23 protein-coding genes, 1 tRNA gene and 1 other RNA gene are annotated in these 25515 nt (G+C 36.7%); 15 read left to right on the top strand and 10 right to left on the bottom strand.

Features of this window, described 5'->3' with window-relative positions:
- Nucleotides 1–43: 43 nt before the first annotated feature.
- From pgk to tkt, 3 genes are all read right to left on the bottom strand, one after another.
- Nucleotides 44–1207, bottom strand: coding sequence for a phosphoglycerate kinase (gene pgk / locus P3L44_RS03810; RefSeq protein WP_004905385.1), 1164 nt, complete (start codon nucleotides 1205–1207; stop codon nucleotides 44–46).
- A gap of 92 nt (nucleotides 1208–1299) precedes the next feature.
- Nucleotides 1300–2319, bottom strand: coding sequence for an erythrose-4-phosphate dehydrogenase (gene epd / locus P3L44_RS03805; protein ID WP_004905387.1), 1020 nt, complete (start codon nucleotides 2317–2319; stop codon nucleotides 1300–1302).
- A gap of 312 nt (nucleotides 2320–2631) precedes the next feature.
- Nucleotides 2632–4626 carry a transketolase gene (tkt, locus tag P3L44_RS03800; protein ID WP_272661659.1) on the bottom strand — a complete coding sequence of 665 codons (1995 nt, stop codon included), beginning with the start codon at nucleotides 4624–4626 and terminating at the stop codon, nucleotides 2632–2634.
- Between the two features lie 1717 nt (nucleotides 4627–6343).
- On the opposite strand from tkt, the gene P3L44_RS03795 reads away from it, so the two are divergent.
- The 9 genes from P3L44_RS03795 (at nucleotide 6344) to P3L44_RS03755 (ending at nucleotide 15642) form a co-directional block, all read left to right on the top strand.
- Entirely contained in the window at nucleotides 6344–6649 is a 306-nt protein-coding gene (locus P3L44_RS03795) for a helix-turn-helix domain-containing protein (RefSeq protein WP_004905391.1), read from the top strand.
- A 97-nt stretch (nucleotides 6650–6746) separates the two neighbouring features.
- On the top strand, nucleotides 6747–7355 hold the full coding sequence (locus P3L44_RS03790) for a common pilus major fimbrillin subunit EcpA (protein WP_004914448.1): 609 nt from the start codon (nucleotides 6747–6749) through the stop codon (nucleotides 7353–7355).
- 94 nt (nucleotides 7356–7449) lie between these two features.
- Nucleotides 7450–8133 (top strand): hypothetical protein, encoded by a 684-nt coding sequence (locus P3L44_RS03785; RefSeq protein WP_136135580.1) that lies wholly within the window; start codon nucleotides 7450–7452, stop codon nucleotides 8131–8133.
- 19 nt (nucleotides 8134–8152) lie between these two features.
- Nucleotides 8153–10648: a TcfC E-set like domain-containing protein gene (locus tag P3L44_RS03780; protein WP_272661660.1), complete on the top strand. Its 2496-nt coding sequence runs from the start codon at nucleotides 8153–8155 to the stop codon at nucleotides 10646–10648.
- A gap of 25 nt (nucleotides 10649–10673) precedes the next feature.
- Nucleotides 10674–12290, top strand: coding sequence for a fimbrial protein (locus tag P3L44_RS03775; protein ID WP_096864796.1), 1617 nt, complete (start codon nucleotides 10674–10676; stop codon nucleotides 12288–12290).
- A gap of 94 nt (nucleotides 12291–12384) precedes the next feature.
- A complete protein-coding gene (locus P3L44_RS03770) occupies nucleotides 12385–13062 on the top strand; it encodes a fimbrial protein (RefSeq protein ID WP_094962152.1) in 678 nt (225 codons plus the stop codon).
- A 525-nt stretch (nucleotides 13063–13587) separates the two neighbouring features.
- The gene (locus tag P3L44_RS03765; protein WP_272661661.1) at nucleotides 13588–14313 is read left to right on the top strand and encodes a transcriptional regulator; all 726 of its coding nucleotides are present in this window, start codon (nucleotides 13588–13590) and stop codon (nucleotides 14311–14313) included.
- On the top strand, nucleotides 14306–14800 hold the full coding sequence (locus P3L44_RS03760; RefSeq protein ID WP_272661662.1) for a FidL-like protein: 495 nt from the start codon (nucleotides 14306–14308) through the stop codon (nucleotides 14798–14800). The genes P3L44_RS03765 and P3L44_RS03760 overlap by 8 nt, the downstream gene beginning before the upstream one ends.
- Nucleotides 14801–15360: 560 nt before the next feature.
- A complete protein-coding gene (locus tag P3L44_RS03755) occupies nucleotides 15361–15642 on the top strand; it encodes a helix-turn-helix domain-containing protein (protein ID WP_004905402.1) in 282 nt (93 codons plus the stop codon).
- A 274-nt stretch (nucleotides 15643–15916) separates the two neighbouring features.
- Here P3L44_RS03755 and P3L44_RS03750 read toward each other — a convergent pair.
- Both P3L44_RS03750 and dnaQ read right to left on the bottom strand, forming a co-directional pair.
- Nucleotides 15917–15993 (bottom strand) — tRNA-Asp (locus P3L44_RS03750).
- 153 nt (nucleotides 15994–16146) lie between these two features.
- Nucleotides 16147–16908 carry a DNA polymerase III subunit epsilon gene (gene dnaQ / locus P3L44_RS03745; protein WP_140172118.1) on the bottom strand — a complete coding sequence of 254 codons (762 nt, stop codon included), beginning with the start codon at nucleotides 16906–16908 and terminating at the stop codon, nucleotides 16147–16149.
- Nucleotides 16909–16962: 54 nt separating this feature from the next.
- On the opposite strand from dnaQ, the gene rnhA reads away from it, so the two are divergent.
- Nucleotides 16963–17433 (top strand): ribonuclease HI, encoded by a 471-nt coding sequence (gene rnhA, locus P3L44_RS03740; protein WP_004905405.1) that lies wholly within the window; start codon nucleotides 16963–16965, stop codon nucleotides 17431–17433.
- Here the strand turns inward: rnhA and P3L44_RS03735 are convergent.
- Nucleotides 17430–18164, bottom strand: coding sequence for a class I SAM-dependent methyltransferase (locus P3L44_RS03735; protein ID WP_094962149.1), 735 nt, complete (start codon nucleotides 18162–18164; stop codon nucleotides 17430–17432). The two genes, rnhA and P3L44_RS03735, sit on opposite strands and share 4 nt — an antisense overlap.
- Nucleotides 18165–18204: 40 nt before the next feature.
- Between P3L44_RS03735 and gloB the strand changes: the two genes are divergently transcribed.
- The 4 genes from gloB (at nucleotide 18205) to P3L44_RS03715 (ending at nucleotide 21582) form a co-directional block, all read left to right on the top strand.
- A complete protein-coding gene (gene gloB, locus P3L44_RS03730) occupies nucleotides 18205–18960 on the top strand; it encodes a hydroxyacylglutathione hydrolase (RefSeq protein ID WP_004905408.1) in 756 nt (251 codons plus the stop codon).
- A gap of 81 nt (nucleotides 18961–19041) precedes the next feature.
- Entirely contained in the window at nucleotides 19042–20412 is a 1371-nt protein-coding gene (gene mltD, locus P3L44_RS03725; protein WP_136135575.1) for a murein transglycosylase D, read from the top strand.
- 523 nt (nucleotides 20413–20935) lie between these two features.
- Nucleotides 20936–21304 (top strand): Hha toxicity modulator TomB, encoded by a 369-nt coding sequence (tomB, locus tag P3L44_RS03720; protein ID WP_004905413.1) that lies wholly within the window; start codon nucleotides 20936–20938, stop codon nucleotides 21302–21304.
- A gap of 74 nt (nucleotides 21305–21378) precedes the next feature.
- A complete protein-coding gene (locus P3L44_RS03715) occupies nucleotides 21379–21582 on the top strand; it encodes an HHA domain-containing protein (RefSeq protein ID WP_004905417.1) in 204 nt (67 codons plus the stop codon).
- A 345-nt stretch (nucleotides 21583–21927) separates the two neighbouring features.
- On the opposite strand, the gene ffs is transcribed toward P3L44_RS03715, so the two are convergent.
- Together ffs and P3L44_RS03705 are read right to left on the bottom strand one after the other, a co-directional pair.
- An RNA gene (ffs, locus tag P3L44_RS03710) (signal recognition particle sRNA small type) lies at nucleotides 21928–22024 on the bottom strand.
- A 141-nt stretch (nucleotides 22025–22165) separates the two neighbouring features.
- A complete protein-coding gene (locus P3L44_RS03705) occupies nucleotides 22166–22624 on the bottom strand; it encodes a YbaY family lipoprotein (RefSeq protein ID WP_140172116.1) in 459 nt (152 codons plus the stop codon).
- A gap of 239 nt (nucleotides 22625–22863) precedes the next feature.
- On the opposite strand from P3L44_RS03705, the gene tesB reads away from it, so the two are divergent.
- A complete protein-coding gene (gene tesB / locus P3L44_RS03700; protein ID WP_109911901.1) occupies nucleotides 22864–23733 on the top strand; it encodes an acyl-CoA thioesterase II in 870 nt (289 codons plus the stop codon).
- A gap of 138 nt (nucleotides 23734–23871) precedes the next feature.
- On the opposite strand, the gene amtB is transcribed toward tesB, so the two are convergent.
- Together amtB and glnK are read right to left on the bottom strand one after the other, a co-directional pair.
- Entirely contained in the window at nucleotides 23872–25158 is a 1287-nt protein-coding gene (gene amtB, locus P3L44_RS03695; protein WP_140172115.1) for an ammonium transporter AmtB, read from the bottom strand.
- Between the two features lie 10 nt (nucleotides 25159–25168).
- Complete coding sequence (gene glnK, locus P3L44_RS03690) at nucleotides 25169–25507, bottom strand: P-II family nitrogen regulator (protein WP_004905421.1); 339 nt, start codon at nucleotides 25505–25507, stop codon at nucleotides 25169–25171.
- Nucleotides 25508–25515 lie beyond the last annotated feature (8 nt).

The following is a 25515-nucleotide window of genomic DNA, read 5'->3' as shown; positions in this document are numbered from 1 at the left end:
GTAAACAGGCAGCCTACGCTACCTGTTGTGTATGAACAATTAATTACGCTTTAGCACGTTCTTCTAGCATCACAACGGCAGGGAGCTTTTTGCCTTCAACGAACTCAAGGAAAGCACCGCCACCAGTAGAGATATATGAAATTTTGTCAGCAATGTCGAATAAATCGATAGCCGCTAGGGTGTCACCACCACCAGCGATAGAGAATGCGTCGCTATCAGCAATCGCTTTTGCAACGATCTCAGTACCTTTACGGAAGTTAGGGAACTCAAACACGCCTACTGGGCCATTCCAAAGAATGGTTTTGGCATTTTTCAGGATCTCAGCCAAACGCTGTGCAGATTCGTCACCTAAATCCAGAATTTGTTCGTCGTCTTTAATTTCAGTGCTTGCTTTCAGAGTTGCAGGTGCAGTTTCGGAGAACTCAGTTGCAACGCGAACATCAGTCGGTACTGGAATTTGGCAGTTTGCCAGTAATTTTTTCGCTTCAGGGATTAAGTCTGCTTCATATAATGAGCGACCAACATTGTTGCCTTCCGCTGCGATAAAGGTATTCGCAATACCGCCACCAACAATTAACTGGTCTGCAATTTTAGATAGAGAATCTAATACAGTCAGTTTAGTTGACACTTTAGAACCACCAACAATCGCAACCATTGGGCGAGCTGGGTTATCTAATGCTTTACCTAATGCTTCTAACTCACCACTCAGTAGTGGGCCAGCACAAGCCACTGGAGAGAATTTAGCAACACCATGTGTTGACGCTTGTGCACGGTGAGCCGTACCAAACGCATCCATCACATAAACATCACACAATGCCGCATATTGTTTTGACAGCGTTTCGTCGTCTTTTTTCTCGCCTTTATTAAAGCGAACGTTTTCCAGCACAACTAACTCGCCAGCTTCGATGTCAACACCGTTAAGGTAGTCTTTAACTAAACGGACTGGGTAATCCATTTTATCGGCCAGATAGTCAACAACAGGTTGCAGTGAAAACTCTTCGTTGTACTCGCCTTCGGTCGGGCGACCAAGGTGAGAAGTGACCATGACTTTAGCGCCTTGTTTCAGAGCAGCTTCAATTGTTGGTAATGAAGCACGAATACGCGCATCAGAAGTAACTTTGCCATCTTTTACAGGAACGTTTAAGTCAGAACGGATGAATACGCGTTTACCCGCTAAGTCTAAATCGGTCATCTTAATTACAGACATGGTGAATCCTCTCGTTGATTCTCTATAAAGTTTCCATCAGCGACTGTGCAAAACAATAAAGTTATCATGTCCTGCTGTCTGTCAGTCGCCAATTAGTTTAAACCTGTCGCTGCCATTGCTAATGTTGTATCTAGCATCCGGTTAGCAAACCCCCATTCGTTATCACACCAAACCAGGGTTTTAATTAAATGCTTACCACTAACTCGCGTTTGTGTACCATCAATAATAGCACTGTGTGGATCATGATTGAAATCCATTGAGACTAGCGGTAATTCTGTGTAGTCCACTATACCACGAAAATGCCCTTGTGCAGCGCTTCGCAGTAGTTGGTTGACTTTTTCAACACAAACATCGTCATGTACGGTAACACTCAAATCAATCGCTGTCACATTCGTCGTCGGTACACGAACAGAAATGGCTTCAAAGTGGTCTTTAAATTTCGGAAAAATTCGTGTAATTCCTGCGGCTAATTTGGTATCAACAGGAATGATAGACTGACTCGCTGCGCGAGTTCTGCGTAAATCTTTATGATAGGCATCGATAACGGGTTGGTCATTCATTGACGCGTGAATCGTCGTCACTGTCCCCGATTCAATCGAAAATGCCTCATCGAGTAATTTAATAATTGGAATAATACAATTGGTAGTACAAGAAGCATTGGAAACAATCTTGTCTTGAGCGGTTAGGCTTTCATGGTTAACACCATAAACGATAGTGGCATCAAGGTCGTCAGTACCCGGGTGAGAAAATAACACTTTTTTTGCCCCTGCCGCTAAATGCAGTAACCCATCATCCCGTGAGCCATAAGCCCCACTGCAATCTAAAACGACATCAATACCCAGCTCTTTCCAAGGCAACTCATGCAACTCACGTTGATGAAATAAACGAATATTATCATCACCAACTTGTAAAAGTGTTCCGTTAAGCCGTACATCCCAAGCAAAACGCCCATGGCTGGAATCATACTTCAGCAAATGCGCAATACCTTCAGGTTCAGCAAGTTCGTTAACCGCCACCACGATAATCTCTGCCCGACGGCCAGATTCATACAACGCTCTTAGAACACTTCGACCAATGCGGCCAAAGCCGTTTATTGCTACCCTGATTGCCATTCTACACCTTGTATCTGAGCAAAATCACACGGTTGCTAAGGATAACTGACTCACACCAACTCTACTGCTCATTTTAGCTGTCAAACATCAAAAGTGTGCTTCAACCGACATTTTTAAAAAATATTTTCATTCAGCAACACACAACTGAAACGGTTCAGCTTATCTAAGGTTAGATTAAGGGATATATTTACAGAACGCAATAGAAAATCCTATATTGGTGCACAAAAAAACAACGCCTAGCTTATCACTAGGCGTTGTTCAGCAAGATAATTAGAAATGAGAACCAAAATTCGGGACTCATTCCTTCTTATTTTATTTCAGTAAAGATTTAGCAGATTCAACCGCTTTCTCTACTGTAATACCGAATTCTTTAAACAGAACTTCGGCTGGAGCAGATTCACCAAAGGTATGCATACCGATGATGGCACCGTTTAAACCAGTGTACTTGAACCAGTAATCTGCAATACCCGCTTCGATAGCAACACGTGCTGTCACATTGGCAGGTAAAACAGCTTCGCGGTATGCCGCATCTTGTTTATCAAATGCATCAGTTGATGGCATAGAAACAACACGGACCTTACGGCCTTCTGATGTTAATTGCTCAGCCGCTTTAACGGCCAGTTCCACTTCAGAACCTGTAGCAATAAAGATTAACTCAGGCGTGCCTGCGCAATCTTTCAGAATGTAAGCCCCTTTCTCAATATTGGCTAATTGCTCAACAGTACGAGGTTGTTGCTCTAAATTTTGACGAGAGAAGATTAATGCGCTTGGGCCATCTTTACGTTCGATAGCATATTTCCACGCCACAGCAGATTCAACTTGGTCACAAGGGCGCCATGTGCTGACATTTGGTGTCACACGCAGACTTGCCAGTTGCTCAACCGGTTGGTGAGTTGGGCCATCTTCACCCAGACCAATAGAGTCGTGAGTATAAACAAAGATGCTACGCACTTTCATCAGTGCTGCCATACGAACCGCATTACGTGCGTATTCAACGAACATCAGGAATGTCGCACCGTAAGGAATGAAACCACCATGTAACGCGATACCGTTCATGATAGCTGACATACCAAATTCACGAACACCATAGTGAATGTAGTTGCCCGCTGGGTCAACGTTCAGTGCTTTGGAGCCTGACCACATGGTTAAGTTACTTGGCGCTAAGTCCGCAGAACCGCCCATAAATTCAGGTAATACTTTACCAAATGCTTCTAATGCATTTTGTGATGCTTTACGGCTTGCGATATTTGCTGGGTTTTGTTGCAGATTTTCAACAAATTGTTTCGCATCCGCGTCAAAGTTAGCAGGTAATTCACCATTCATACGACGAGTGAATTCCGCAGCTAGTTCAGGGAATTGCGCTGCATACGCGGCGAATTTTTTATCCCATGCGCTTTGTTTTTCTTTACCTGCAGTACGAGCATCCCAAGCTTCATAGATATCTTTAGGAATTTCGAATGGGCCGTAGCTCCACCCCAGAGCTTCACGAGTTGCTGCAATTTCAGCATCACCTAAAGGCGCACCGTGAACAGACTCAGAACCCGCTTTGTTTGGTGAACCAAAACCAATAATAGTTTTACACATAATCAGTGTTGGTTTATCAGTTTGGCTTTTCGCTTCATTCACTGCCGCGTTGATCTGTGATGCATCATGGCCGTCGATATCACGGATAACATGCCAACCGTAAGATTCGAAACGTGCAGCGGTATCGTCAGTAAACCAACCTTCAACTTCACCATCAATAGAGATACCGTTGTCATCATAGAATGCGATCAGTTTATTTAATTTCAGTGTACCCGCTAAAGAACACGCTTCGTGCGAGATACCTTCCATCATACAACCATCACCCATGAACACATAAGTGTGGTGGTCAACAATGTCATGGTTAGGGCGGTTAAATTGCGCTGCTAATGTACGTTCTGCAATCGCAAAACCCACTGCATTTGCAATGCCTTGACCTAAAGGACCGGTTGTTGTTTCAACACCTGGAGTATAGCCATATTCTGGGTGGCCCGGTGTTTTAGAGTGTAATTGGCGGAAATTTTTTAACTCTTCAATAGATAAGTCATAACCAGTGAGGTGCAGTAAGCTATAAATCAACATTGAGCCATGGCCGTTTGACAGTACAAAACGGTCACGATCTGCCCAGTGTGGGTCAGCTGGGTTATGATTCATATGGTCACGCCACAGTACTTCAGCAATATCAGCCATGCCCATTGGCGCGCCAGGATGCCCTGATTTTGCTTTTTGAACCGCATCCATACTTAGAAAGCGGATAGCATTAGCAAGGGTTTTACGAGTCGTCATCAGTATACTCCAGGTAGGATAAAAACGTACTTAAACCAATTTTTACAACGCAATACGGATAGTGCTACTTTAATTTCGCTGTAACATGAAAACATCAATTTAGCGATGTATCCCATATGTTCCCTACTTTAAGGAGCCATAGCACATCGACAACAAACTGAGCATTTCACGAATAGAGCGATTGAAAGTAACCCAATTCTACCCATACCGCAATATTTGCTATGTTCATGGCAGCAGATCGCTAATAAATTGAACTGCCGCAAAGCTGAATCCATTCCATTGCGCAAAATATCCCTTAATGCTTACATTTTTGCGCAAGTGACTAACCTTATTAAACCTGAGTTCAGTGTCTGGGATCAAGGTGATTTATGCATCTAGCGCATTTAGCTGCCACATTAGTGATAATTGGCAAAGTTTTAGACAAAAAAAAGCCTCAATATGCCCGAATATTTTTGTTTAGATTAAGTCAAATACCCAACCCTTCCAATGATTAGAAATAAATAGAAGTAACATGAATTGAAAAAACAGTAGCAATAAATATTACTGGCTAATCGCAGTTGCCTATAGCCTATAGAATGGTCTATCTCCACACCTAACAAGGAGAAAATAAGAATCGTTCAAAATAATCTAGATAAGCTATTCTGCAAAGCTTATCTAGATTGCTCATCATATATAGATAGTGCGTGCACTTCTAACAACCAACGTTTTTACAACAGAAATTCCTATACAGATCACAGTTCTTATATGTATAGTTTTGAATAAAAGTGGCTTTCAAAAGCCCGCAGTGCAATCTTAATTAGCGGTTAGGTAAATCGGTATATCTAACTTATTAAGTAATAATTAGCGAATCTCTAAGTGAAGAATTGCTTTTAGAACAAACGTGTATAGTATTAGGCACTACAAAACCTATATTCATTTAGTGACCTAATTACAAAGAGGAAGCTTTCCCATTATTATTTCTATAGCACACGACATCCACAGATAAAGACATCATAATTGATATTGCTGAAATTAAAATAAGGGGCACTAGAGAACGTAGTAACCTATCGCTGATTCTATTTTCACTGGTAAAATACCTGATGAGACTATAGAAAATAAATTGGCCTGTAAGACGAAATTTCAGGTCTAAACCCCATGTGCCACAATAGGGTCATGATATTAAAAAGTTGATACTATAGTATCAACCTACTAGACACTGATGTCATATCATATATCTAGTTAGCAAAGTGTAATTTTAACATCATACACATTAAACTAGTTAGTTGAGTTATTAATAAATAAGAGGGCTAAAAACACATTACAAATTATAATTTTACCAATATAACTGGTTTCCTACCTTTATTCTAAATTCTTCCCACCCTTTAATTGTAATAAATTGTAACTTTCAATGTAGATTCTTTATGCTTCTTAATTAAATATACATTTGTTAACAATTATAATAATTTTACGCTTATTTAGTGTATTTTTTTATTGTTCCCCCTGATTTCAACACTATTAAGTGTATTTTTAACCAATTAAACTGGTGAGAAGATATTTTTTAATTAGATAATGCTAAAAAAAACAGAGTTAATAGAAAAAACCTATTAAAAGTAAATTTTTAATAGAAACCCTGCCATTTACTCTTTTTTTAATGTATTTATTATAACACTCAATTAAGCAAGCGAGTGAGCTAACGAATATCATATAAATAGATCTATTAATATTAGAGGCTGAAAAAATGAAAGCTAATATAATTAGTAGTCATGTAGGAAATTATTTACGAAAATCACGCAAAGAAAAAAACATGACAGGAAAACAGTTGGCAGAATTAATTAACATTAGCCAACAACAGGTATCTCGCTATGAAACTGGTAGCAGTTCATTATCGCTAGATCAATTAAATGAAATATTAACCGTTTTAGACAAAAGATGGATTGAAATGATTTACTATATTGATTGTTTCTCTGAAGAAAATAAAAGAAACAATATAAATTTAAGTAAAAAAACAATCGAAATATTACTAAACAGCATGAAAGATATTTAAATATTCTATTTTAAATTCAATAAAACCATCTCAATATGTAAAAATTAAATAACTAATTTTACTATTGTTTTCTATCAATATAAAAAGAGAGATTAGTATGTTAAATAAAAAAATGGCTTCTGTATTGTTATCAACAATTATTGCAGCTTCTTTTGCTACCGTTGCAAATGCAGATACACGTACCGCTCAAGCAACAGCTACATGGCAAGCAACTGCAATTAAAGACACGACAAGTATGTTAGTTGTGACTCCATTAAGAAGTTTAACCTTTAATTATGCCGAAGGCCAAAAAAGCTTTAACCAACAAAATGGCGCATTTGATATCGCTATTCAAGGCCAAGCTGGTGCAACTGACTTTAAATTAGCGTCAAAAATTATTGCTAATACATTAGCAAGAACTACCGACGATTCTAAATTAACTGTTGGTGTTAAATGGAATGGTGAAGATCTGACTAAAAATAATGATTTAGTATTAATTGATACATCAACCGGTTTAACTTCTGGTTTAGATAATTTAGCGGCTGATGGTATCTATAATGGCTCAGAGCGTGCAGCAGATCGCGGTGAATTCACCTTTGTTATTGCTGGCGCTGAAGCTGATGGCGCAGCGACTGACTTTAAAGCACTGACTGACGGTACATGGGATGGTGATGTGAAAGTTCAGTTTACTGCAACTTGGGACGGTGAGTTTACTCCAGCTCCTTAATTCAATATCCCCTTATTAGATAACTAAATATTACGATAAAGATACTATAGGGAAATAATATCTTTATCGTCATTCATTTTATAAATTTATGATTATGAAAAAGATAACATTAGCATTAATTTTATTATCATGGTTACCATTAAAAAGCAGTTTTGCTGTCAATGTGGGAAATATCACTGAAATAATATCATCGAATGAAGATACCTTATCTAAAGAAATTGAAAATACAGTAGATACAGCAAGATTGGTAAATTTAACGATAGAAAAAATAGATTCACCACTTGATACTGGAAAAGTAATTACAGTTACTGATCCTAATGAAATATTATCAACACCCGCTAATTTAATTCTTCCAGGGCATGCAAAAGATATATTTAAGATAATTTATCAAGGCCCAAAAGATAATAAAGAACGTTACTATCGATTAAATTGGAAAGATGATCCTATTGGCGAGAGTGGTGTTACACAAAGTGCGAAATCGGCATCAGCAACAACATCAGCAACAATTAGCACAATTCTCGTTGTCGCACCAAGAATTGAAAACTTTAATTATAAATATACTAATTCCCAAGTTTCAAATACTGGAAATAGCACCTTCCGTGTAGTGGCTTCAGGCCCTTGTTTAGCAGAAAAACAAAAATACGGAGTGGATGGTATTTGTCGCGAGCGTTATTACCTCATGCCAAACTTAGCCGTCAAATTACAATTTGTCGATGTCACAAATAAAAAATCAAGCGTAGGTATTTGGCACAAAGGAGAGTTCATTGTTGTCAAATAATTAAGAATGGACTTAAATTATGCGTAAGAGTGCTATTGCTTTATCAATATTAAGTATTATTTTTTCGAATACAATTAATGCCAATGAAATGAAAAGCGTTAAGATCGGTGGATATATTATTCCTCCTGCATTTGTTAGTGCATTGGAAGAAGGAATGTCTGTACCTGTTTTTTTACGACTAAATGATGATGCAGCAACCAATCAGAGCGAAAGTAAAATTGCAGATGCAGTTATTGTAATCGATCATGGTAATATTAAATTATCAAGTATTCATCTCATTGAAAATGAGCAAGGTGCGAAATTAAATAATTTACTAGTTGATAAACTTGAAGAAAAAAAGGATGCCATTTTTGATGAAAGTAATGGTATTATTATTGATAATAATGCAACCCTTAAATTAAACATTTCTTCTTTTAATTTATCATTAGATGTTGATAAAGCTGCTTTTTCGCCAAAAGAACATGCGCGGCAATCTGTACTAGGAAATTCTTCAGTTAATTCATTTTCAGCGGTAGCTAACTATGATTTAGGGGTATTCCAGAGCCGTGTTAAAGATTCAAAAGATACATCCAGCAGCTATTTCAATTTAGATACATTATTCGCAGCTGCGGAACATCACTTTAATGTAAATGCATCAGCATATAGCATTGGAAAATCTAATTCTAATGTTGAGCTGTATCGTGCAATGTATGAGCGTGATTTCAACGGATTTCGTTTTGCACTTGGGCTCATGAGTACGTGGAATTTACAGTCTATTGCCAGCTTAACTACCCTTAGCAGCAGTAAAATTTATGCGGCATCAATAGGAAACAATTCCTCAAGTATGGTGACAAATAAGCAGCAATCACTTACACCGATTTATGCTTTTTTAAATAGCCCAGGCGAAGTACGCATTTATCGACAAGGTAAATTATTAAATATTCAAAATTTTCCAATGGGTAATTTTGAAGTTGATACCAGTGTACTACCCTATGGTATTTACGACGTCACTATTGAGACGGTTATCGATGGCAAAATTGTCACAACACAGCACCAAACAATTAATAAATCCTTCGGTGCGATAACAGGCGGTTTTGATAAACTCAATTGGGAAATTTATGGTGGTTATATTGACTTTGACAAGCGCCATTATGTAAGAAATGAAGGCTCAACGAGCCAAACTCCGAGTAAAAGCCATTTAATCGGAGCCTCTTTCGCTTATAACTTCCCAGTGTTGTCTGGCGTGCGTTTTCAAATGTCAAATTATGGGTTTGATAAATTTGTTGTACAAGAAACGAGTATTAACGCGGCTTTAAATAACTATATCTCAGTTAACTGGCAAGGGATGCTAGAAAACCATGGTAGTTATCGGAACATTGCGACTCTTTCTATCAATATACCTGAAGGTTACGGTTCTTTATGGGCATCTAAAGAAAAAACTGTAGTGAGCGGTGATTTACCACTTTATGATGCTGACAGTTATTCTTATGGCGGAACCATTAATTTTGACAAAATAATTGATAGAACTGGGTCACTGACTATTAGTAATACTAAAGATCGCCGTATTGGCAGTGATTCAATTAACTATGAATATGCGAATACATTATTCTCTGGCCGTTATGGAACCGTGGGGCTAAGAGCAGGTGTACAGCGTTATCATTATGATAATCAAAATAGTACCAACGAAAAATATATTAACCTCGATTTTTCCTTACCTTTATCAACATGGTTGAGTACGGGTGTTTCCTCAACAAATGGTAATGTGAAAGCAAATATTTATGCGAATAAAAATTTTGAAAATTCAGTGATTACCAATGCAGGGGTTTCTGTCTCCAAATTAGTCCGAGATAAAGATAATGGTGAATCCAATTTTTCAACATTAGGCTATGCTTCTTATGATACTAAATATAATTCAGGTACCGTAACGATTAATCGCCCCGATAATAACAGACTTAATGGCAATTTAACCTCTCGTGGCTCTGTGGCATATAGCAACGGCATGATCATGCCAAGTGGGCAGCAAGGTAAATCAGGCGTCATTATTAATTCCGATATAAAAGGTAGCGGCAGTATGGTCGCAAAAGTAAATGGGCAGAATTACCCAATTAGTGGAAAAAATACCTTTATTCCATTATCCCCTTATTCGGATTATGACATTCAACTAATGAATGACGGAAAATCAAAAGACAGTTTTGATATTGTTTCAGGGCGAAATAAATCCGTCACATTATACCCAGGAAACATTGCTCTTTATCAACCTGAGGTAAGGCAACTAGTCACGGTATTTGGTCGTCTGAAATCACCAAATGGTGAATATATAAAATATGCCTCAATTCGAAATCATATTGGTCGAACAAAAACGGACCAAAATGGTGAGTTTTCCATGGATGTTGACGTCCGATATCCAGTGATATCGTTATTACAAGATGATCAGCAAACAATTTGCGAAGCAGATTTAAACCTTCAAGGTGCACGTGGTGCATTGTGGGTCGGTGAGGTGACATGTGAACCTCAAGAAGCATTTGCTAAACGTTAATTATCACTTTAAAGGCTAATTTAATATGCGATTATTATCGATAACAGCACTTTTTATTTCATTTTCGGTTCTAATACCGAATTCGTTTTCTGCAACAGCACCATTACAAGAGTATGTCATTGTTGAAAACCAAGTTGATAACGAATTCTTTATTGTTGCTAATAGAGTTGACCCTCGCTTCTCGGGCTCAAATGTATTCACAAAATACCAGCGCAATAGCCAATATAGTTTAGGCTATATGGGATATACAGGAACACCTTTTAGCTCAACTTATAATACAGGTGATATCTGGTTAGAAAATTCTCCCGTAAGCCAACCTTTTATCGGGAATCGTTGCATGACAAATAACCGAAATTGCCCGGCAACGTCTTATTGGTCAGCTCAGCAGTTACGAGATAATGGTGCATATAAAATCCAACAAACAGGAACACCAGGTGAGTCTGGATATTCAAGACCGATATTTTCTGAATCTTTTTATCGCTGGTTAGCCGAAATACCACCAGGAACAGAATATACTTTTGATTTAAGAACCTGCACAAGCCGCGACGATTATGATTTAAGTAATACGACCTGTATGACGAGTGGAGGAAGAACGACAACACAACAACACTACATTCCAACCAATAAAAAAGGCAATATTATTCTAAAAGGAACGGGCGCCTTACAAGAAGTCTTTGTGGATAGCAATGGCAATCCAACTATTGGACTCGGTTCTAATTTTTGCTCGACAGGGATTGTTGGAAATACTTCTGGAATTATTTGTAAGTTGGTTGAATTAGAAACCCAAGGACAATCTATCGGCGGTACATTTACAGTTCGTATGTATATTGATAGTGCAAAGTTAGGTTTAGCTAGGGACCCCCGTGCTGCACTTATTCAATATAAAGGAAGTAACAGCACGCGCTGGACAAATTGGTCATCAACAACAAACATGTCAGAGATCTTTAATAATGGTTCACAAAATATTGAAGTTTTTCTCTCAAATGAATATTTAAAATCAATTGTTGACGCTTCACCTAATTCAACGGTCACACTTGCTGATAGTGTATATACTTTTGGTTTTCAATCACCACTTCCTCAATCTGGATTTTACGAATTTACACCTTCAAATTTCTTAATAATTAAGCCGAGAGATTATGGAATTAGCATTATTCCTGCAGATTTTAATCCAAACCAATCCAAAACAGGAAAAGTCGGCAATGATGAACCACCGATAGAATTTAATTATATCGTCACGACTAGCGGGCCAAGGCAAGCGGATTCTATTACAGCAAAAGTTGAAGGACCAAACACAACATTAAAAGGACAGTCATACTGCTTATTTACCTCGAGCGATAATAAACTTAATGTCCCTTTTTCCGCTTATCTTTCATTTAAAAATGAAAATGGTACTAAAGAATCACACCGAGCAAGTTGTGATAATAATGAAATTTCATTAAAAAATGCATTATGGTCTGAAACACCATGGGATAGACCTAATGAGGATTTAGGATCTTTTTATCGAACTAACTTAGATTTATCATTCCCAATGAATGACTCTGAATCATTTTTTACATTGGATGGTATTGATTGGTTAGGAACCGTTTCTGCAAGTGGCACAATAACTGTCAAAGCAATTTGGACCGGGCCCGATATTCAATAATATCTAATGACTACTTTTGGGGCTACTTGTAAAAGTTCAAGTGGCCCTTTTATTGAACCCCATCTACTCTTAAATTTTAGTTGGATTTTTTAATATGAAACCATTTTATTTACTTAAAATCCTATTATTGGTTTTGCTATCAGTGTCTTGCAATAATGCTATTGCTTTATATATCAATGCAGATATTTCTTCGATGGAGTCAGGGCAAGAGTTTTTTTCTAAGCCATACATCAACGACACAGATAAAACTAATTTATATAATTTTAGTGCCTACAAAATTGATAAACCAGGTAACCAAGAACATGGGGCACCTCTCCATAACGGCGAGATTATTTTTACTCCATTGAAGAAAATTTTATTACCTGGGGAACAAGAATTTTTTAAGATTTTTTATCGAGGAGAAGCCGATGAGACCGAGCGCTATTATAAGATTATCATTAGCGAAACCCCTCTTGATATGCGTAGTGATAATGAACAAAAAAAGCGACCTTTATTTTATCCAACGGTTAGCCTAGAAACCTATTTTGTTGTGAGACCTAAAAAACCAGATTTTAAATATGAGCTTAATCCAAGCACTAGTATTCTAAAAAATACGGGTAATACCTATTTTAGAGTGCTCTTACATGAAAACTGTGATGCTAATGATGATTCCGAGCCTTATATATTTTACTTATTACCCGGCCAAGAATCTAAAGATGAGCGTCTTAAAAAGAAAAGCCGTAAATATATTGTAATATTTGATAAATATTACCCAATTGGCAACTGCACCTAAAATCCAATCATATCAATTAATTAAAAAAACAAAATGACAAATTTGGCTATACTACTATTAAAATAAATATTTAATTATCTAATCATAATTCGACAGGTACTCTGTATCTATAATTACCTTAAAGCATTACAAATTCATAAAATTCAGTTCTAAAAAATCATTTCAGCCTATTAAAAATAGCAAATTAATTTAGGTTTCCATGACTTGAAATAGTGGTTAATACTGCTTTTTATCTGTATATAAAACATCAAAACAAAAAATGTCAGTTTCATTAATACAATACACTGAAATTTTTGTCATTACATATATAACCAATCGTTATAAGCAAAAATTTATTTTCATATTTTCTTCTCAAAAAAAGAGTAGTATATTAGACTGATATAATTACTTTAAAATCAATGACTATCATGTTAGCTAAAGTGATCAAACTAAGCACATATTTTAATAACTAAATAAGAGTCATGTATGATATATATACTGAACAACATAATAAAATATAACTCTGACTTAGGTGAAATATTTAGGGTGGACACAGAACTCAGTGTAATGAAATTAACACCCGTGTTGAATTATATTTTTATAATACTAATTCAGAATAATAAAACGACTATCACTCGTGAAGAGATATTAAAAAAAATACTAAATAAATATGACCTAAAAGTTTCGATAAACACCCTTAACCAATACATTAGTACATTAAGAAAAGTATTACATCAACAGCTTTTAGTTGAAAATGCAATTCTAAGCATATCAAAAAAAGGCCTTGTTATCTCTTCTGAAATTCAAATTGAAGAATCGATTGCCAAATTCAATAATAAAATAGAGAAAAGCCTAGCCCCCCCTCCCACTTCAAGCAATAAATCTAACAAATCACTATTACTTAGTGATAAAAATCATATTATTAAAAAAACATTATTGATAATTAGTGTTTTTTTACTTTTGGTGATTATTTACCTTATAAATCAAATTCATGCAATAAAATTTCCATATGCATCAATACAGTCATACAAAATTAGCACAATTGGAGATTGCCCTGTTTATGGGTTCAAAGATAACTATGAAAAAAACATGAGTGACACAATAAGCAAACAAGCAATTGATTTTAACTTAACCTGTGAAGATTCTGATATCTTTTATTATTACAACAACATACAAAACTTAGGAAAAAACAAACATAGCTTATTAGTAAAATGCAAAAAAAACAAAGATTGCATTTCAACAAGAATAAACTGGCAGGAAAAAAATGACTAATAAAACACTATACTCATTGATACTAACATTTTCATTAATCATCGTTTTCTTGTTGTTTAACTTGAATTTAGAAAAAAATAAAGCGCAATATTGCGAAGCAACTGTTTCCTCTAATTTCATATTGGCTAATAATAAATCATCATATGCACTAGATATGAAATTAGTAAAAAACAATGATAACAGTGGGTATATTAAATTATTAGGAACAATTACAACTGATAAGACATATACTGTCAATCGAGTTGTTCATTTCAATCAATCATCAAGACAGTATATAAAAGATTTAAAATTAACCATAAGTTATGACAGAAAATCTACAAATGATAATGTCCCTGATGATATATTCGAAAAATATTTCAAAGCATTCAACCTAAATTCAATTGCATATGTAGAAATTGATGAGATAACTTCTGATTGGTACCTTTTTTCCAGTTCGTTTGGCCCTTATTTTGTCTGTAGCAGGCAAGATAAATTAAATACAATTTAATATATAGCGTTCTACTTATAAAGTAGTTCGCTCAGGTAATCGCTAATATTACATCTCTGATTCCTATTAATCTTTTCATTTTTTCTCCAACTAAGTAGGCTTGATTATACTTTTACCTATAATTAAATTTATATTCTACCTACCGATAAGTACCAAATCAACCCTAAATAAATCACTATTTCAACTTAATCTATAAATACTTTTTTGTAATTTTATGTAAAAATATAAATACTTACTTTTATATGACTATAAATGCATTTTTTTCATTTATTGTCTATTATATTCTCACTTTTAAGCCAATCCCTAAGAGTGACATAACACATTGTTTTTATTGAATTATAAAAACCTATATTTTGATTCAATAGCCTATATTCATTATTAATACCTATATTAATAGACAAAAACTATCAAATAAACTATTTTTGATTCATTAAAACAATTTCACATTGGTAACTAAAAAATATAATCTACTCCTCATAGAGAAAATCAAAAAATTTAAAGTAATGCCATCTTCAATAGCTAACTTTAAAATAATAAGTTCCTAATAGAGAGAATATGAAATGAAATATATCAATACTAAAGAATTGAATAAAAGTAATGACCTAGATATTGTTATGGCTACCGCAAAATACTTGAAATCCGCACGTATTGAAAAATCATTAACAGGAACAGAATTAGGAAAATTATTAAATTTGAGCCAACAACAAATATCAAGGTATGAGAATGGCCAATCTGCTATTTCTATTGATAGCCTTCATATATACCTTAAAGCATTAGGTAAAGATTGGTTAGATTATTTCAGATCTGTTATCTTAGTTAGAGTTCATGCGAATTATTATTAATACAGTCATAAAAAACTCAAACTTATACATTTCGATAAAATCGCGACAAAACCTAAGAATAGTTAATATGATTAAAAAGAATATGAATTATTCTCATAAATCTATTATTTATAGATTTCATTATATCAAAAATTAACTCAAAGAAGTCATTAGAAGCAAAAAATGTATTATTCAACAAAAAAGTGATACAAAAAGAAAGGAACTCTTAATGCAGTTAAATACAGTCATGATAAAAAAAAACGCCACGCTAATATATTAGCGTGGCGTTATAATTTGGCGGAACGGACGGGACTCGAACCCGCGACCCCCTGCGTGACAGGCAGGTATTCTAACCAACTGAACTACCGCTCCTGATGTTCCCTACTGGGAACGCCATGCATATTACGAATACTTAAGGACCCCGTCAACACTTTTTCTTGTTAAATCGCGCAGTTGAACAGTTTTTAGCCTTGAGAGGCTTTTCTATGCATTTTCCTAAGCAACCATTAATGATAACACCAATCATTAGTGTAAATTTTCAGCCTCATCGGAAGATTGCCGCCAAAGGCAGGGTTTGCCACCCTTCTTATCAACAATATCCAGCCGGGCTTCATGAGCAATAAGCTCTTCATCGGAAGCAAAAATCACCCTAAGGCCAGTTTGGGGACGTTCAATTCTTTGAATTTCATACTCTTGCTCATTATTAGCCGATTCCGAATCCATCGAAAATGATAATGAAGTTTGCCCGCCTGTCATTGCCAAATAGACATCTGACAGAATTTCAGCATCGAGTAAAGCCCCGTGCAGTGTTCGCTTAGAGTTATCAATTAAATAGCGGTCACATAGCGCATCCAAGTTATTCCGTTTACCCGGGAAAAGTTTGCGAGCCAATACTAAGCTATCAGTGATGGTACAAAAATCTTGCGTGGGTGGAATTTCTTTATTAAGTTTACGGAATTCATAATCCATGAAACCGATATCAAAGGGAGCATTATGAATAACAAGCTCTGCACCTCGAATAAATTCAAGGAACTCATCCGCAATTTCTGCAAAAACAGGTTTATCTTGTAAAAATTCATCACTTATCCCATGCACTTCGAATGCTTCAGGATCCACTAAACGGTCAGGTTTAATGTACACATGAAAATTACGCCCTGTTAGTCGGCGGTTAATCACTTCAACCGCACCAATCTCTATAATGTTGTGCCCTTCATAATGAACACCGAGTTTATTCATACCGGTTGTTTCAGTATCAAGGACAATTTGTCTGGTTATCACCGTGCTCATAATGTTTTTTTGTGTCAAACTAGAGGGGAACGAATAATATAGAGTGTAACAGAAATGACAAAGCAGGTAGAAATTTTCACGGATGGTTCCTGTTTAGGCAATCCTGGCCCTGGTGGATATGGCGTTGTTTTACGCTACCAACAGCATGAAAAAACGTTGAGTGAAGGTTATTTTTTAACCACAAATAACCGAATGGAACTACTTGCAGCCATCAAAGCATTAGAATCGCTAACAAGACCTTGTGATATTATTTTAACCACTGATAGCCAGTACGTACGACAAGGAATAACACAATGGATCCACGGCTGGAAGCGTAAACAATGGCGAAAAGCAGATAAATCCCCTGTCGTTAATGTCGATTTATGGAAACGCCTCGATGATGCCATCCAACGACATACTATTGATTGGCGTTGGGTTAAAGGCCATGCTGGCCACCCCGAAAACGAGAAATGTGATGAATTAGCTCGAGCTGCGGCTTCAGCACCAACTAAAGAAGACACGGGTTACCAACCCGCACAAAACTAAGAAGGGTCGTTTACCTTCATTGATTTACTGATCTCCTTTGCTGTACCGAGTGCTGTTCCAATCTTAACTTTTGGTTGCTTAAATTTTAGTGGTGTCGGAGTTAGTGGGTAAGTCCGTTTCCGCGCCACAATCACACTTAAAACACCAACCCCCCCACAGCTTTTATTCACTCGTCTATTCGCCCCCAGCCAAGGGATTATTTGGCAATTGCGATGATACAAAACTTCATAATTTAATAAGCTGAGCCAATCAAATACCCTAACGGATGGAAAAAAACGGCTACAATAAGGCTGCCGTTTACGTAAAACAGGCACGAGTTTCGCCATTCCAAGAAGACTGAAAGGGTTAAAACCTGAAATAATTAACCAACCATCGTCGATTAATACCCGGTCAACCTCCCGTAAGAGCCAATGAGGATCATGGCTATAAGCCAAACAGTGAGTCATTAGGCAGGCATCTATAGATTTTTGGGTTAATGGTAAAGCTTCGGGTTTGGCAACAAGGTTAAAACGCGGATCGCCGGTACCAACATTAAATTGGTGAGAGATAAGACAGCCTTCGGTCTGGATTTCAGTACTTAAATGACCTAACTTAAGCAGATGAAAGCCAAATATCTTTGGCCACCAAGGGCTAAGTTGATTTTCTATGGCTTGACGGTATTGTTCTCCAAAAGGAATGTCAGACCAACTAACAGGCATTTGAATTTTTTTATCAATACGCGCAGGCTTCATGAAATTCCCCTATTAACTATTAACAAGTATCGAGGTCATTATGGAGTTAATTCGAGTACCAGCTTTAAACGATAACTACATTTGGGTTTTAGCTGATAGCCACCAACAGTGTATCATCGTTGACCCTGCAGAGGCAGAACCTGTGCTTGAAATAATTACAGCCAAGCGATTGACCCCAGTCGCAATCCTATTAACTCACCACCATAATGACCATACGGGTGGCGTAAAAGGGATTTTAAGCAAATTTACAACTCTTCCCGTTTTTGGCCCAAAAGAAACTCAATCTAAAGGAGCAACAGAAATAGTCGAAAATGGTGATAAAGTCATAATTGACGAGTTCAACCTACAGGTTATTTCATTATCAGGCCATACATCTGAGCATATTGGCTTTTACCAAGCACCTTATTTATTCTGTGGTGACACCCTATTCTCTGCGGGCTGTGGGCGGATATTTGAAGGAACGCCCGAGCAAATGTTTGAATCTATCCAAAAAATTGCAGCACTCCCTGATGAAACCTTAATTTGTTGTGCTCATGAATATACTTTATCTAATCTCAAATTTGCACACCATATATGGCCTGAAAATGAAGCGATTACACAATATTTACAAAAAATAACGCAAATACGTGACAAACATCAACCAACAGTACCTACCACATTGAAAATAGAGAAAAAAATAAATATTTTTCTGCAATGTGACAACCCTCAACTACAGAAAAAACTCAATATTAATCTACAAAACCCACCTTTAAGAGCAATTTTTACCCTACTACGTCAATTAAAAGACCAATATTAAAGTTTAATGATTGTCATATCGGGGTGGGATAAGTATTATTGTTCGACTTTTAAACATTAAAATGAAGAACAATAGAAAAGAATGAAGATAATCGCGACGCTTATCGCCATTGTTCTGTTGGCCGGATGCCAAACTGCCCCGAAAAAAATTAAGCAGAACAAAACTCCTAGTAATCATACAATTGAAACTGTTGCATCACATAACCAAGCCGCCAGTAGACAATTACCTAAATCTGATTATGACCTATGGGGTTATATTAGTGATGAACTAAAAATGGATATCCCTGATAAACCTCAAATTAGGGAGTTAGCAAATAGTTATTTAAATAAACAACGTTTTGTCTACGATGTGGCATTAAGAGCTGAGCCATACATGTACCTCATCGTAGACGAAATTAATGAGCGCAATTTACCAATGGAGTTAGCTTTAATTCCTATTATTGAAAGCTCGTTTAATCCTAAAGCAACTTCTCCAGCACAAGCTGCAGGCCTATGGCAAATCGTCCCTATCACGGCTCGCTCATATGGCCTAAAACAAACACAATGGGTTGATGAACGCAGAGATGTCGTTTCTTCAACTAAAGCGGCCTTCGATCTTCTCGAAAACTTAAATGTTATGTTCGGCCATGACTGGGAGCTCACTCTAGCTGCCTATAACTGTGGTGAAGGCTGTGTACAAAATGCTATCAAGAAAAATGAGGCTGCCGGGTTACCAACTGATTTCTGGTCACTCTCTTTACCGAAAGAAACCAAACAATATGTACCAAAAATCTTAGCGCTTAGCCAAGTATTAAAAAATCCTGAAAGGTATCAAGTTAATTTGCCAACAAGTAATAAAAATAGAGCACTCACTCAAATTGATGTTGGCCAACAAATCACGTTATCTCAAGCTGCTGAGCTGGCTGGGTTAACAGTTGAATCGGTAAAAACATATAATTCTGGTTACACTCGCGGTATAACATCACCAAGTGGCCCTCATTATATTATGCTACCTACTGCTAAAGCCGAACAATTCAAAACATCTCTTTCCGACCAAGACGTTTTAAACACGATTCGCTTAGCTGCACAACAAAATCAGCAGATTAAAACAGCGCAACCTACTGCAATTTCTAGCGCACGTCAAAATCGAGCTAAAATAGCAACATATAAAGTACGCAAAGGTGAATCCGTCGCAAGTATTGCAAAAAAATTCAATACTACTGCGAAAGATATTCAAAAGCTAAATGGATTAAAAACCGCAAGCGTTATCAAACCTGGGCAAGTATTAAAAGTTGCTAGCCCAGCGTCTACAGCAAGTAGCCGTAAGGCAAAAACCTATAAGGTAAGAAAAGGCGATTCCTACTATAGCATTGCTAAGCGTCACGGCATAAAGCTCAATGATTTAATGACTTGGAATTCAGGTGTCAAAATGGCCGACCTGAAACCAGGGGTGACCTTAAACCTCTACCTTTAAGTTAATCTCAGCAAAAAAGCTTTTATCTATTTCAGATAAAAGCTTTTTTATTTTGAATTCTCTTATTAGTAAAAATTAATTATTTGAATGAATTAAATAGGATAATAATTTTTATAACATCTTTTGTATAAACGTTTCATATTCGCTGTACTAGAATAACCGATGGTTAAACTATAGTTTAAATACTTCATAAAATTGAGTTTAAACAGAACATACGTAACTCAAACCTCAACTACTCACTAATAAATTAGAAAAAAGTCGTTTATTGGTGGTGACATATGTGGTAATAATGCTATTATTATATCGCGGCTAGTTTAGTCCGAGCAGCCAGTCCGTATTCGAACATCGCTTATGTATTATATTAATAATTTTCGAAAGTTTAACGAACTAGCAATAATCTTATATTTTTCAATATACTAACGTGTAAACTTTTATATTGAACATAGGTGCTTTAATTAGTTAACATGACATTATTGATAAAAAATACACACAGCAAAAGTCAGATTCGCCTGCGGAGGTGATTATGGATGAATACTCACCCAAAAGACATGATATAGCAGAACTAAAATACTTATGTAATAGTCTCAATAGAGACGCTATTTTAAGCTTACAAAAAACAAATACACACTGGATTAATGATTTAAGCTCCCCGCAAAGCGCAGCCTTGAATGAACTCATTGAACATATCGCTGCATTTGTATGGCGGTTTAAAATCAAATACCCAAAAGAAAATCTTGTTATATCACTTATCGAAGAATACCTCGATGAGACCTATGATTTATTCGGCAGCCCAGTTATCACACTTAGTGAAATTATAGACTGGGAAGCAATGAATCACAGCCTTGTCGCTGTGCTGGATGATGACCTAAAGTGCCTAACTAGCAAAACTTAAAGGTATTATTTACCTTTAGTTCAGACTATAAAACCGTATATTAATAAGTAATTTTGCATAAAAGAAAGGGTATTATGACCAAATCTGATTATCTGATGCGTTTAAGAAAATGCACCACAATTGAAACACTTGAGCGTGTCATTGAAAAAAATAAGTATGAATTATCTGATGATGAGCTAGAGCTATTCTATTCAGCAGCAGATCACCGCTTAGCTGAACTCACAATGAATAAGCTTTATGATAAAATCCCAGCGTCTGTTTGGAAGTTTGTTAGATAATATCTTATTAACACGCACAGATAGTGAATGGTTATAGCCGGTAAATCCACTTATCGGCTGAACGCAATGTATTTATCATTTTATTATTGGCATAATTATTATGCTAATAGCATTTTCTTACTTTAAATTTTAGCCTGCCAACTTTTTCTTATCACAATACTCAACAATTAATGTTGTATTCTTAACTTTTCTTTTTAACTTTTGAATTCATTTAAACCTTAAAGTTTAATTTACATTTATAAAAATAAAAAAGAATAAACAGAAAAAACAATTAAAAATTATATTTATAATAAATTGGAATAGGGAGACTGATATACAAGGAAAGGTCTTAGAATTGGGTGGGAGCCCTGCCAGCGACATCCCGGCACACACGACCCCTGCTATGGCTGCTTCCTTCCGGACCTGACCAAGTTAACAAGTTAGCGTTGCGGGAGAACCAACAGAGCCCCCATTGATTGCTTCTTTCAAAGCAGGGGCATTATGCTTGATAGTCATTGAAATAGCAAGAAACCCATGGCTAAGTGGCGATTTATCACACAAACACCTATAAAAATAGAGACTCAACTAAGAGCCGGTACATTGGCTAATTCGCAGAGACCATCAATAATTCAACATTTTTTGTAATGCCGTTGTTGATAACCTCTACAACACTATCACTGATATACAATAGTTTTCCGTTTGCGCTTATAGTTGCATTCACAACTAGCGTGCCTTCTTGCCTAACTTCACTTTTTTGGTAAGTTAGTTCAAAAGGAATTGTCGGCCGATTGTTCACCGAATTATAATATTTTTGAGATAATATCAGTGCAGGTAAGTCCGCAACCGTTGTATCTGCCAACGTAATTGTAACAACTGCGTCTTCAGGTAAAACAGTATCCTGTAAAATCACCACACGGCCCTCGATTTTTCCTGAATCGACTGTCTGGTTATTATTACTATTTTGAGCATTAAGTGCTTTTTCGCTGGGCTTGGTGCTATTCCCTTCACAGCTAACCAACGTTAAAATCACTAATAAGCTAACAATATAGCGAAAAAACTTCATAGTTATTACCTATAACACAATGTTTACTAAAACATTTTAAAATAATCGGAATAGACAAGTCATTTTCTGATGAGGGAATAATAAAAAGTATAACTAATATTGGTAGAATAATACATTTATATTTCCAAATGTAACAATACGTAACCCCAATTTATTCGCTAGTAATTAATCTACCTATTCAGGGTAAATAATGGGAAAATACCAATATCTCATTTACGTATAACTGAACTAAGATGACTATGAGCCCAGAATTACAGAATTTAATTAGCCTAATTGAACTCGAAAAAATTGAAGAAGGTATTTTTCGTGGACAAAGCGAAGACCTTGGTTTACCTCAAGTTTTTGGTGGACAAGTTGTTGGACAAGCCATGTATGCAGCTAAGCAAACTATACCTGAAGAAAGAGCGATTAATTCTTTTCATAGTTATTTTTTACGCCCAGGCGATAGCTCACGTCCCATTGTTTATGACGTGGAAATTTTACGCGATGGCGGAAGCTTTAGCGCACGCCGAGTAAGTGCCATTCAAAATGGCAAACCTATCTTCTTTATGACCGCATCATTTCAATCTCAAGAAGAAGGTTATAGCCATCAGAACTTAATGCCAGATGTACCACCACCTACAAAATTAATTTCTCAAGATGATATTGTTCAAAGTTTGGCTGATAAATTACCAGAAGCAGTTAAAAAGTATGCTCTTCGGCCAACTCCTTTTGAATTTCGTCCCGTTGAATTTTACAGCCCATTCGATGCCGCACCTCAAGAACCATTTCGTTATATTTGGTTCAAAGCGAAAGGGCAACTGCCTGATATACCTTCACTACACCACTATTTATTAGGTTATGCCTCTGATTACAATTTCCTCCCTGCCGCATTACAGCCGCATGGTAGAGGATTTATGGAACGCGACTTACAGGTTGCAACTATTGATCATTCAATGTGGTTCCATCGCCCATTTAAAATTGATGACTGGTTACTGTACGCTGTAGAAAGCCCTTCGGCATCAGGTGGGAGGGGTTTTGTGAAAGGACAAATCTATAATTTACAAGGTGATCTTGTTGCAACTGCAGTCCAAGAAGGCGTAATTCGTCAACGGCAACCTCGTAAATAACCGCTATTTAAAGTAAGTGATTACTTACTTAGAAAAATATATTAGTCAGTTTAAAAAGGTAATGGCAGCCAGCAATAAGCTGCCATTATCAATTTACATAAAACACAGTATTATCCTGTAATTATCTTTACATGAAGGTTAATTGTAGGCACTTTCACCATGAGAAGTAATATCTAAGCCTTCCCTTTCTTTTTCAACATTAATTCGTAAGCCTGACGTTTTCTCTGCAATTTTAAATGCGATATAAGCAACAATTGCAGTCCAAACAACACAAACTAGGATGCTAACGGCTTGAATTCCTACTTGTTTCATCATCGTAATACCTTCCGCATAGCCACTTCCGCCTAATACCGTTGAGGTAAATACCCCCGTGAGTAAACACCCTAAAATGCCACAGACTCCGTGAACGCCAAAAACATCGCAAACATCATCAACTTTTAACCGACGTTTTAAAATCACTACCCCCCATAAACCTGCCAATCCAGAAAGTAGTCCGATGATTAATGCCCCGCCAACACCCACAGTACCCGCAGCAGGCGTAACACCGACTAACCCAGCCAAACACCCAGAGCAAGCCCCTAATAATGAAGGTTTCTCCCTGAAAAGCCATTCCGCTAAAGTCCACGATAAGATAGCGCCTGCCGCAGCTGCGATAGTGTTCACAAACGCGAGTGCAGCAATACTATTTGCACTTCCAGCCGAACCTGCATTGAAACCAAACCAGCCAATGAATAATATGGAAGTTCCCATAAATACCATAGGTAGGTTATGAGGTTTAATGGCTTCTTTCCCTAACCCGGTACGATGCCCCAGTAAGTAAGCACCAACTAAGCCTGCAACAGCCGCATTAATATGAACAACCGTCCCCCCTGCAAAATCTAATGCGCCATCTTGGGATAAAATACCACCTCCCCACACCATATGTGCCATTGGCAAATAAGCAAATGTAGTCCAAATAAGGGTAAAAATTAGAATTGCAGAAAATTTAATTCGCTCTCCTAATGCACCAATCACTAATGCAACCGTTAAGCATGCAAATGCACCTTGAAACACGACGTGAATAAATTGAGGGATCGGCCCAGATAAGCTTTCTACAGTAATATCTTTCAACATGATCTGGCTAAAACCACCGATAAAATCATTCCCCTCACTAAAAGCTAAACTGTATCCATAAACAATCCAAATAACAGACACCAAAGCAAAAATAACTGCAGTTTGAGCCATCAAAGAAAGGACATTTTTGCTTCTTAGTAGCCCACCATAAAATAATGCGATACCTGGCAGTATCATAAAAATAACTAAAGCAGTCGCTATCATCATAAATGCGTTATCAGCTTTATCTAGGGTTTCCTCTGCTGCAAACACGGTTATTGGAAAACCACCCATTGATATCAATAAAAATAAGTATTGGAACCCTTTGCTCATAGTTGCTCTCCTACAGTGCTTCGTCTTGTTTTTCACCTGTACGAATACGTACTGCTTGCTCTAATGACAAAATAAATATTTTTCCATCCCCGACTTGGCCCGTATAAGCTTTTTTTTCAATTGTTTCAATCACCTGCTCTACCAACTCATCAGAAACCGCTATTTCCATACGTACTTTAGGTAAAAAATCGACAGTATATTCAGCTCCTCTATATAATTCGGCATGTCCTTTTTGCCGCCCAAACCCTCGAACTTCAGTAATCGTAAGCCCTTGAACCCCAATATCTGATAGTGCCTCTCGAACTTCATCTAATTTAAATGGCTTAATGATCGCGATGATATATTTCATGTTCACTC

This window comes from Providencia sp. PROV175, assembly GCF_032707045.1.
GTDB lineage: Bacteria > Pseudomonadota > Gammaproteobacteria > Enterobacterales > Enterobacteriaceae > Providencia > Providencia hangzhouensis.
This window is presented reverse-complemented; position numbering and strand designations above follow the sequence as displayed.

Bases quoted from the DNA above. Each gene is read 5' to 3' on its own strand.
- tomB (WP_004905413.1), top strand. From the start codon at position 20,936: ATGGATGAATACTCACCCAAAAGACATGATATAGCAGAACTAAAATAC.
- epd (WP_004905387.1), bottom strand. From the start codon at position 2,319: ATGGCAATCAGGGTAGCAATAAACGGCTTTGGCCGCATTGGTCGAAGT.
- P3L44_RS03790 (WP_004914448.1), top strand. From the start codon at position 6,747: ATGTTAAATAAAAAAATGGCTTCTGTATTGTTATCAACAATTATTGCA.
- P3L44_RS03770 (WP_094962152.1), top strand. From the start codon at position 12,385: ATGAAACCATTTTATTTACTTAAAATCCTATTATTGGTTTTGCTATCA.
- P3L44_RS03755 (WP_004905402.1), top strand. From the start codon at position 15,361: ATGAAATATATCAATACTAAAGAATTGAATAAAAGTAATGACCTAGAT.
- gloB (WP_004905408.1), top strand. From the start codon at position 18,205: ATGGAGTTAATTCGAGTACCAGCTTTAAACGATAACTACATTTGGGTT.
- P3L44_RS03785 (WP_136135580.1), top strand. From the start codon at position 7,450: ATGAAAAAGATAACATTAGCATTAATTTTATTATCATGGTTACCATTA.
- mltD (WP_136135575.1), top strand. From the start codon at position 19,042: ATGAAGATAATCGCGACGCTTATCGCCATTGTTCTGTTGGCCGGATGC.
- amtB (WP_140172115.1), bottom strand. From the start codon at position 25,158: ATGAGCAAAGGGTTCCAATACTTATTTTTATTGATATCAATGGGTGGT.
- P3L44_RS03760 (WP_272661662.1), top strand. From the start codon at position 14,306: ATGACTAATAAAACACTATACTCATTGATACTAACATTTTCATTAATC.
- P3L44_RS03735 (WP_094962149.1), bottom strand. From the start codon at position 18,164: ATGAAGCCTGCGCGTATTGATAAAAAAATTCAAATGCCTGTTAGTTGG.
- P3L44_RS03715 (WP_004905417.1), top strand. From the start codon at position 21,379: ATGACCAAATCTGATTATCTGATGCGTTTAAGAAAATGCACCACAATT.
- tkt (WP_272661659.1), bottom strand. From the start codon at position 4,626: ATGACGACTCGTAAAACCCTTGCTAATGCTATCCGCTTTCTAAGTATG.
- pgk (WP_004905385.1), bottom strand. From the start codon at position 1,207: ATGTCTGTAATTAAGATGACCGATTTAGACTTAGCGGGTAAACGCGTA.
- P3L44_RS03775 (WP_096864796.1), top strand. From the start codon at position 10,674: ATGCGATTATTATCGATAACAGCACTTTTTATTTCATTTTCGGTTCTA.
- P3L44_RS03705 (WP_140172116.1), bottom strand. From the start codon at position 22,624: ATGAAGTTTTTTCGCTATATTGTTAGCTTATTAGTGATTTTAACGTTG.
- tesB (WP_109911901.1), top strand. From the start codon at position 22,864: ATGAGCCCAGAATTACAGAATTTAATTAGCCTAATTGAACTCGAAAAA.
- rnhA (WP_004905405.1), top strand. From the start codon at position 16,963: ATGACAAAGCAGGTAGAAATTTTCACGGATGGTTCCTGTTTAGGCAAT.
- glnK (WP_004905421.1), bottom strand. From the start codon at position 25,507: ATGAAATATATCATCGCGATCATTAAGCCATTTAAATTAGATGAAGTT.
- P3L44_RS03780 (WP_272661660.1), top strand. From the start codon at position 8,153: ATGCGTAAGAGTGCTATTGCTTTATCAATATTAAGTATTATTTTTTCG.
- dnaQ (WP_140172118.1), bottom strand. From the start codon at position 16,908: ATGAGCACGGTGATAACCAGACAAATTGTCCTTGATACTGAAACAACC.
- P3L44_RS03795 (WP_004905391.1), top strand. From the start codon at position 6,344: ATGAAAGCTAATATAATTAGTAGTCATGTAGGAAATTATTTACGAAAA.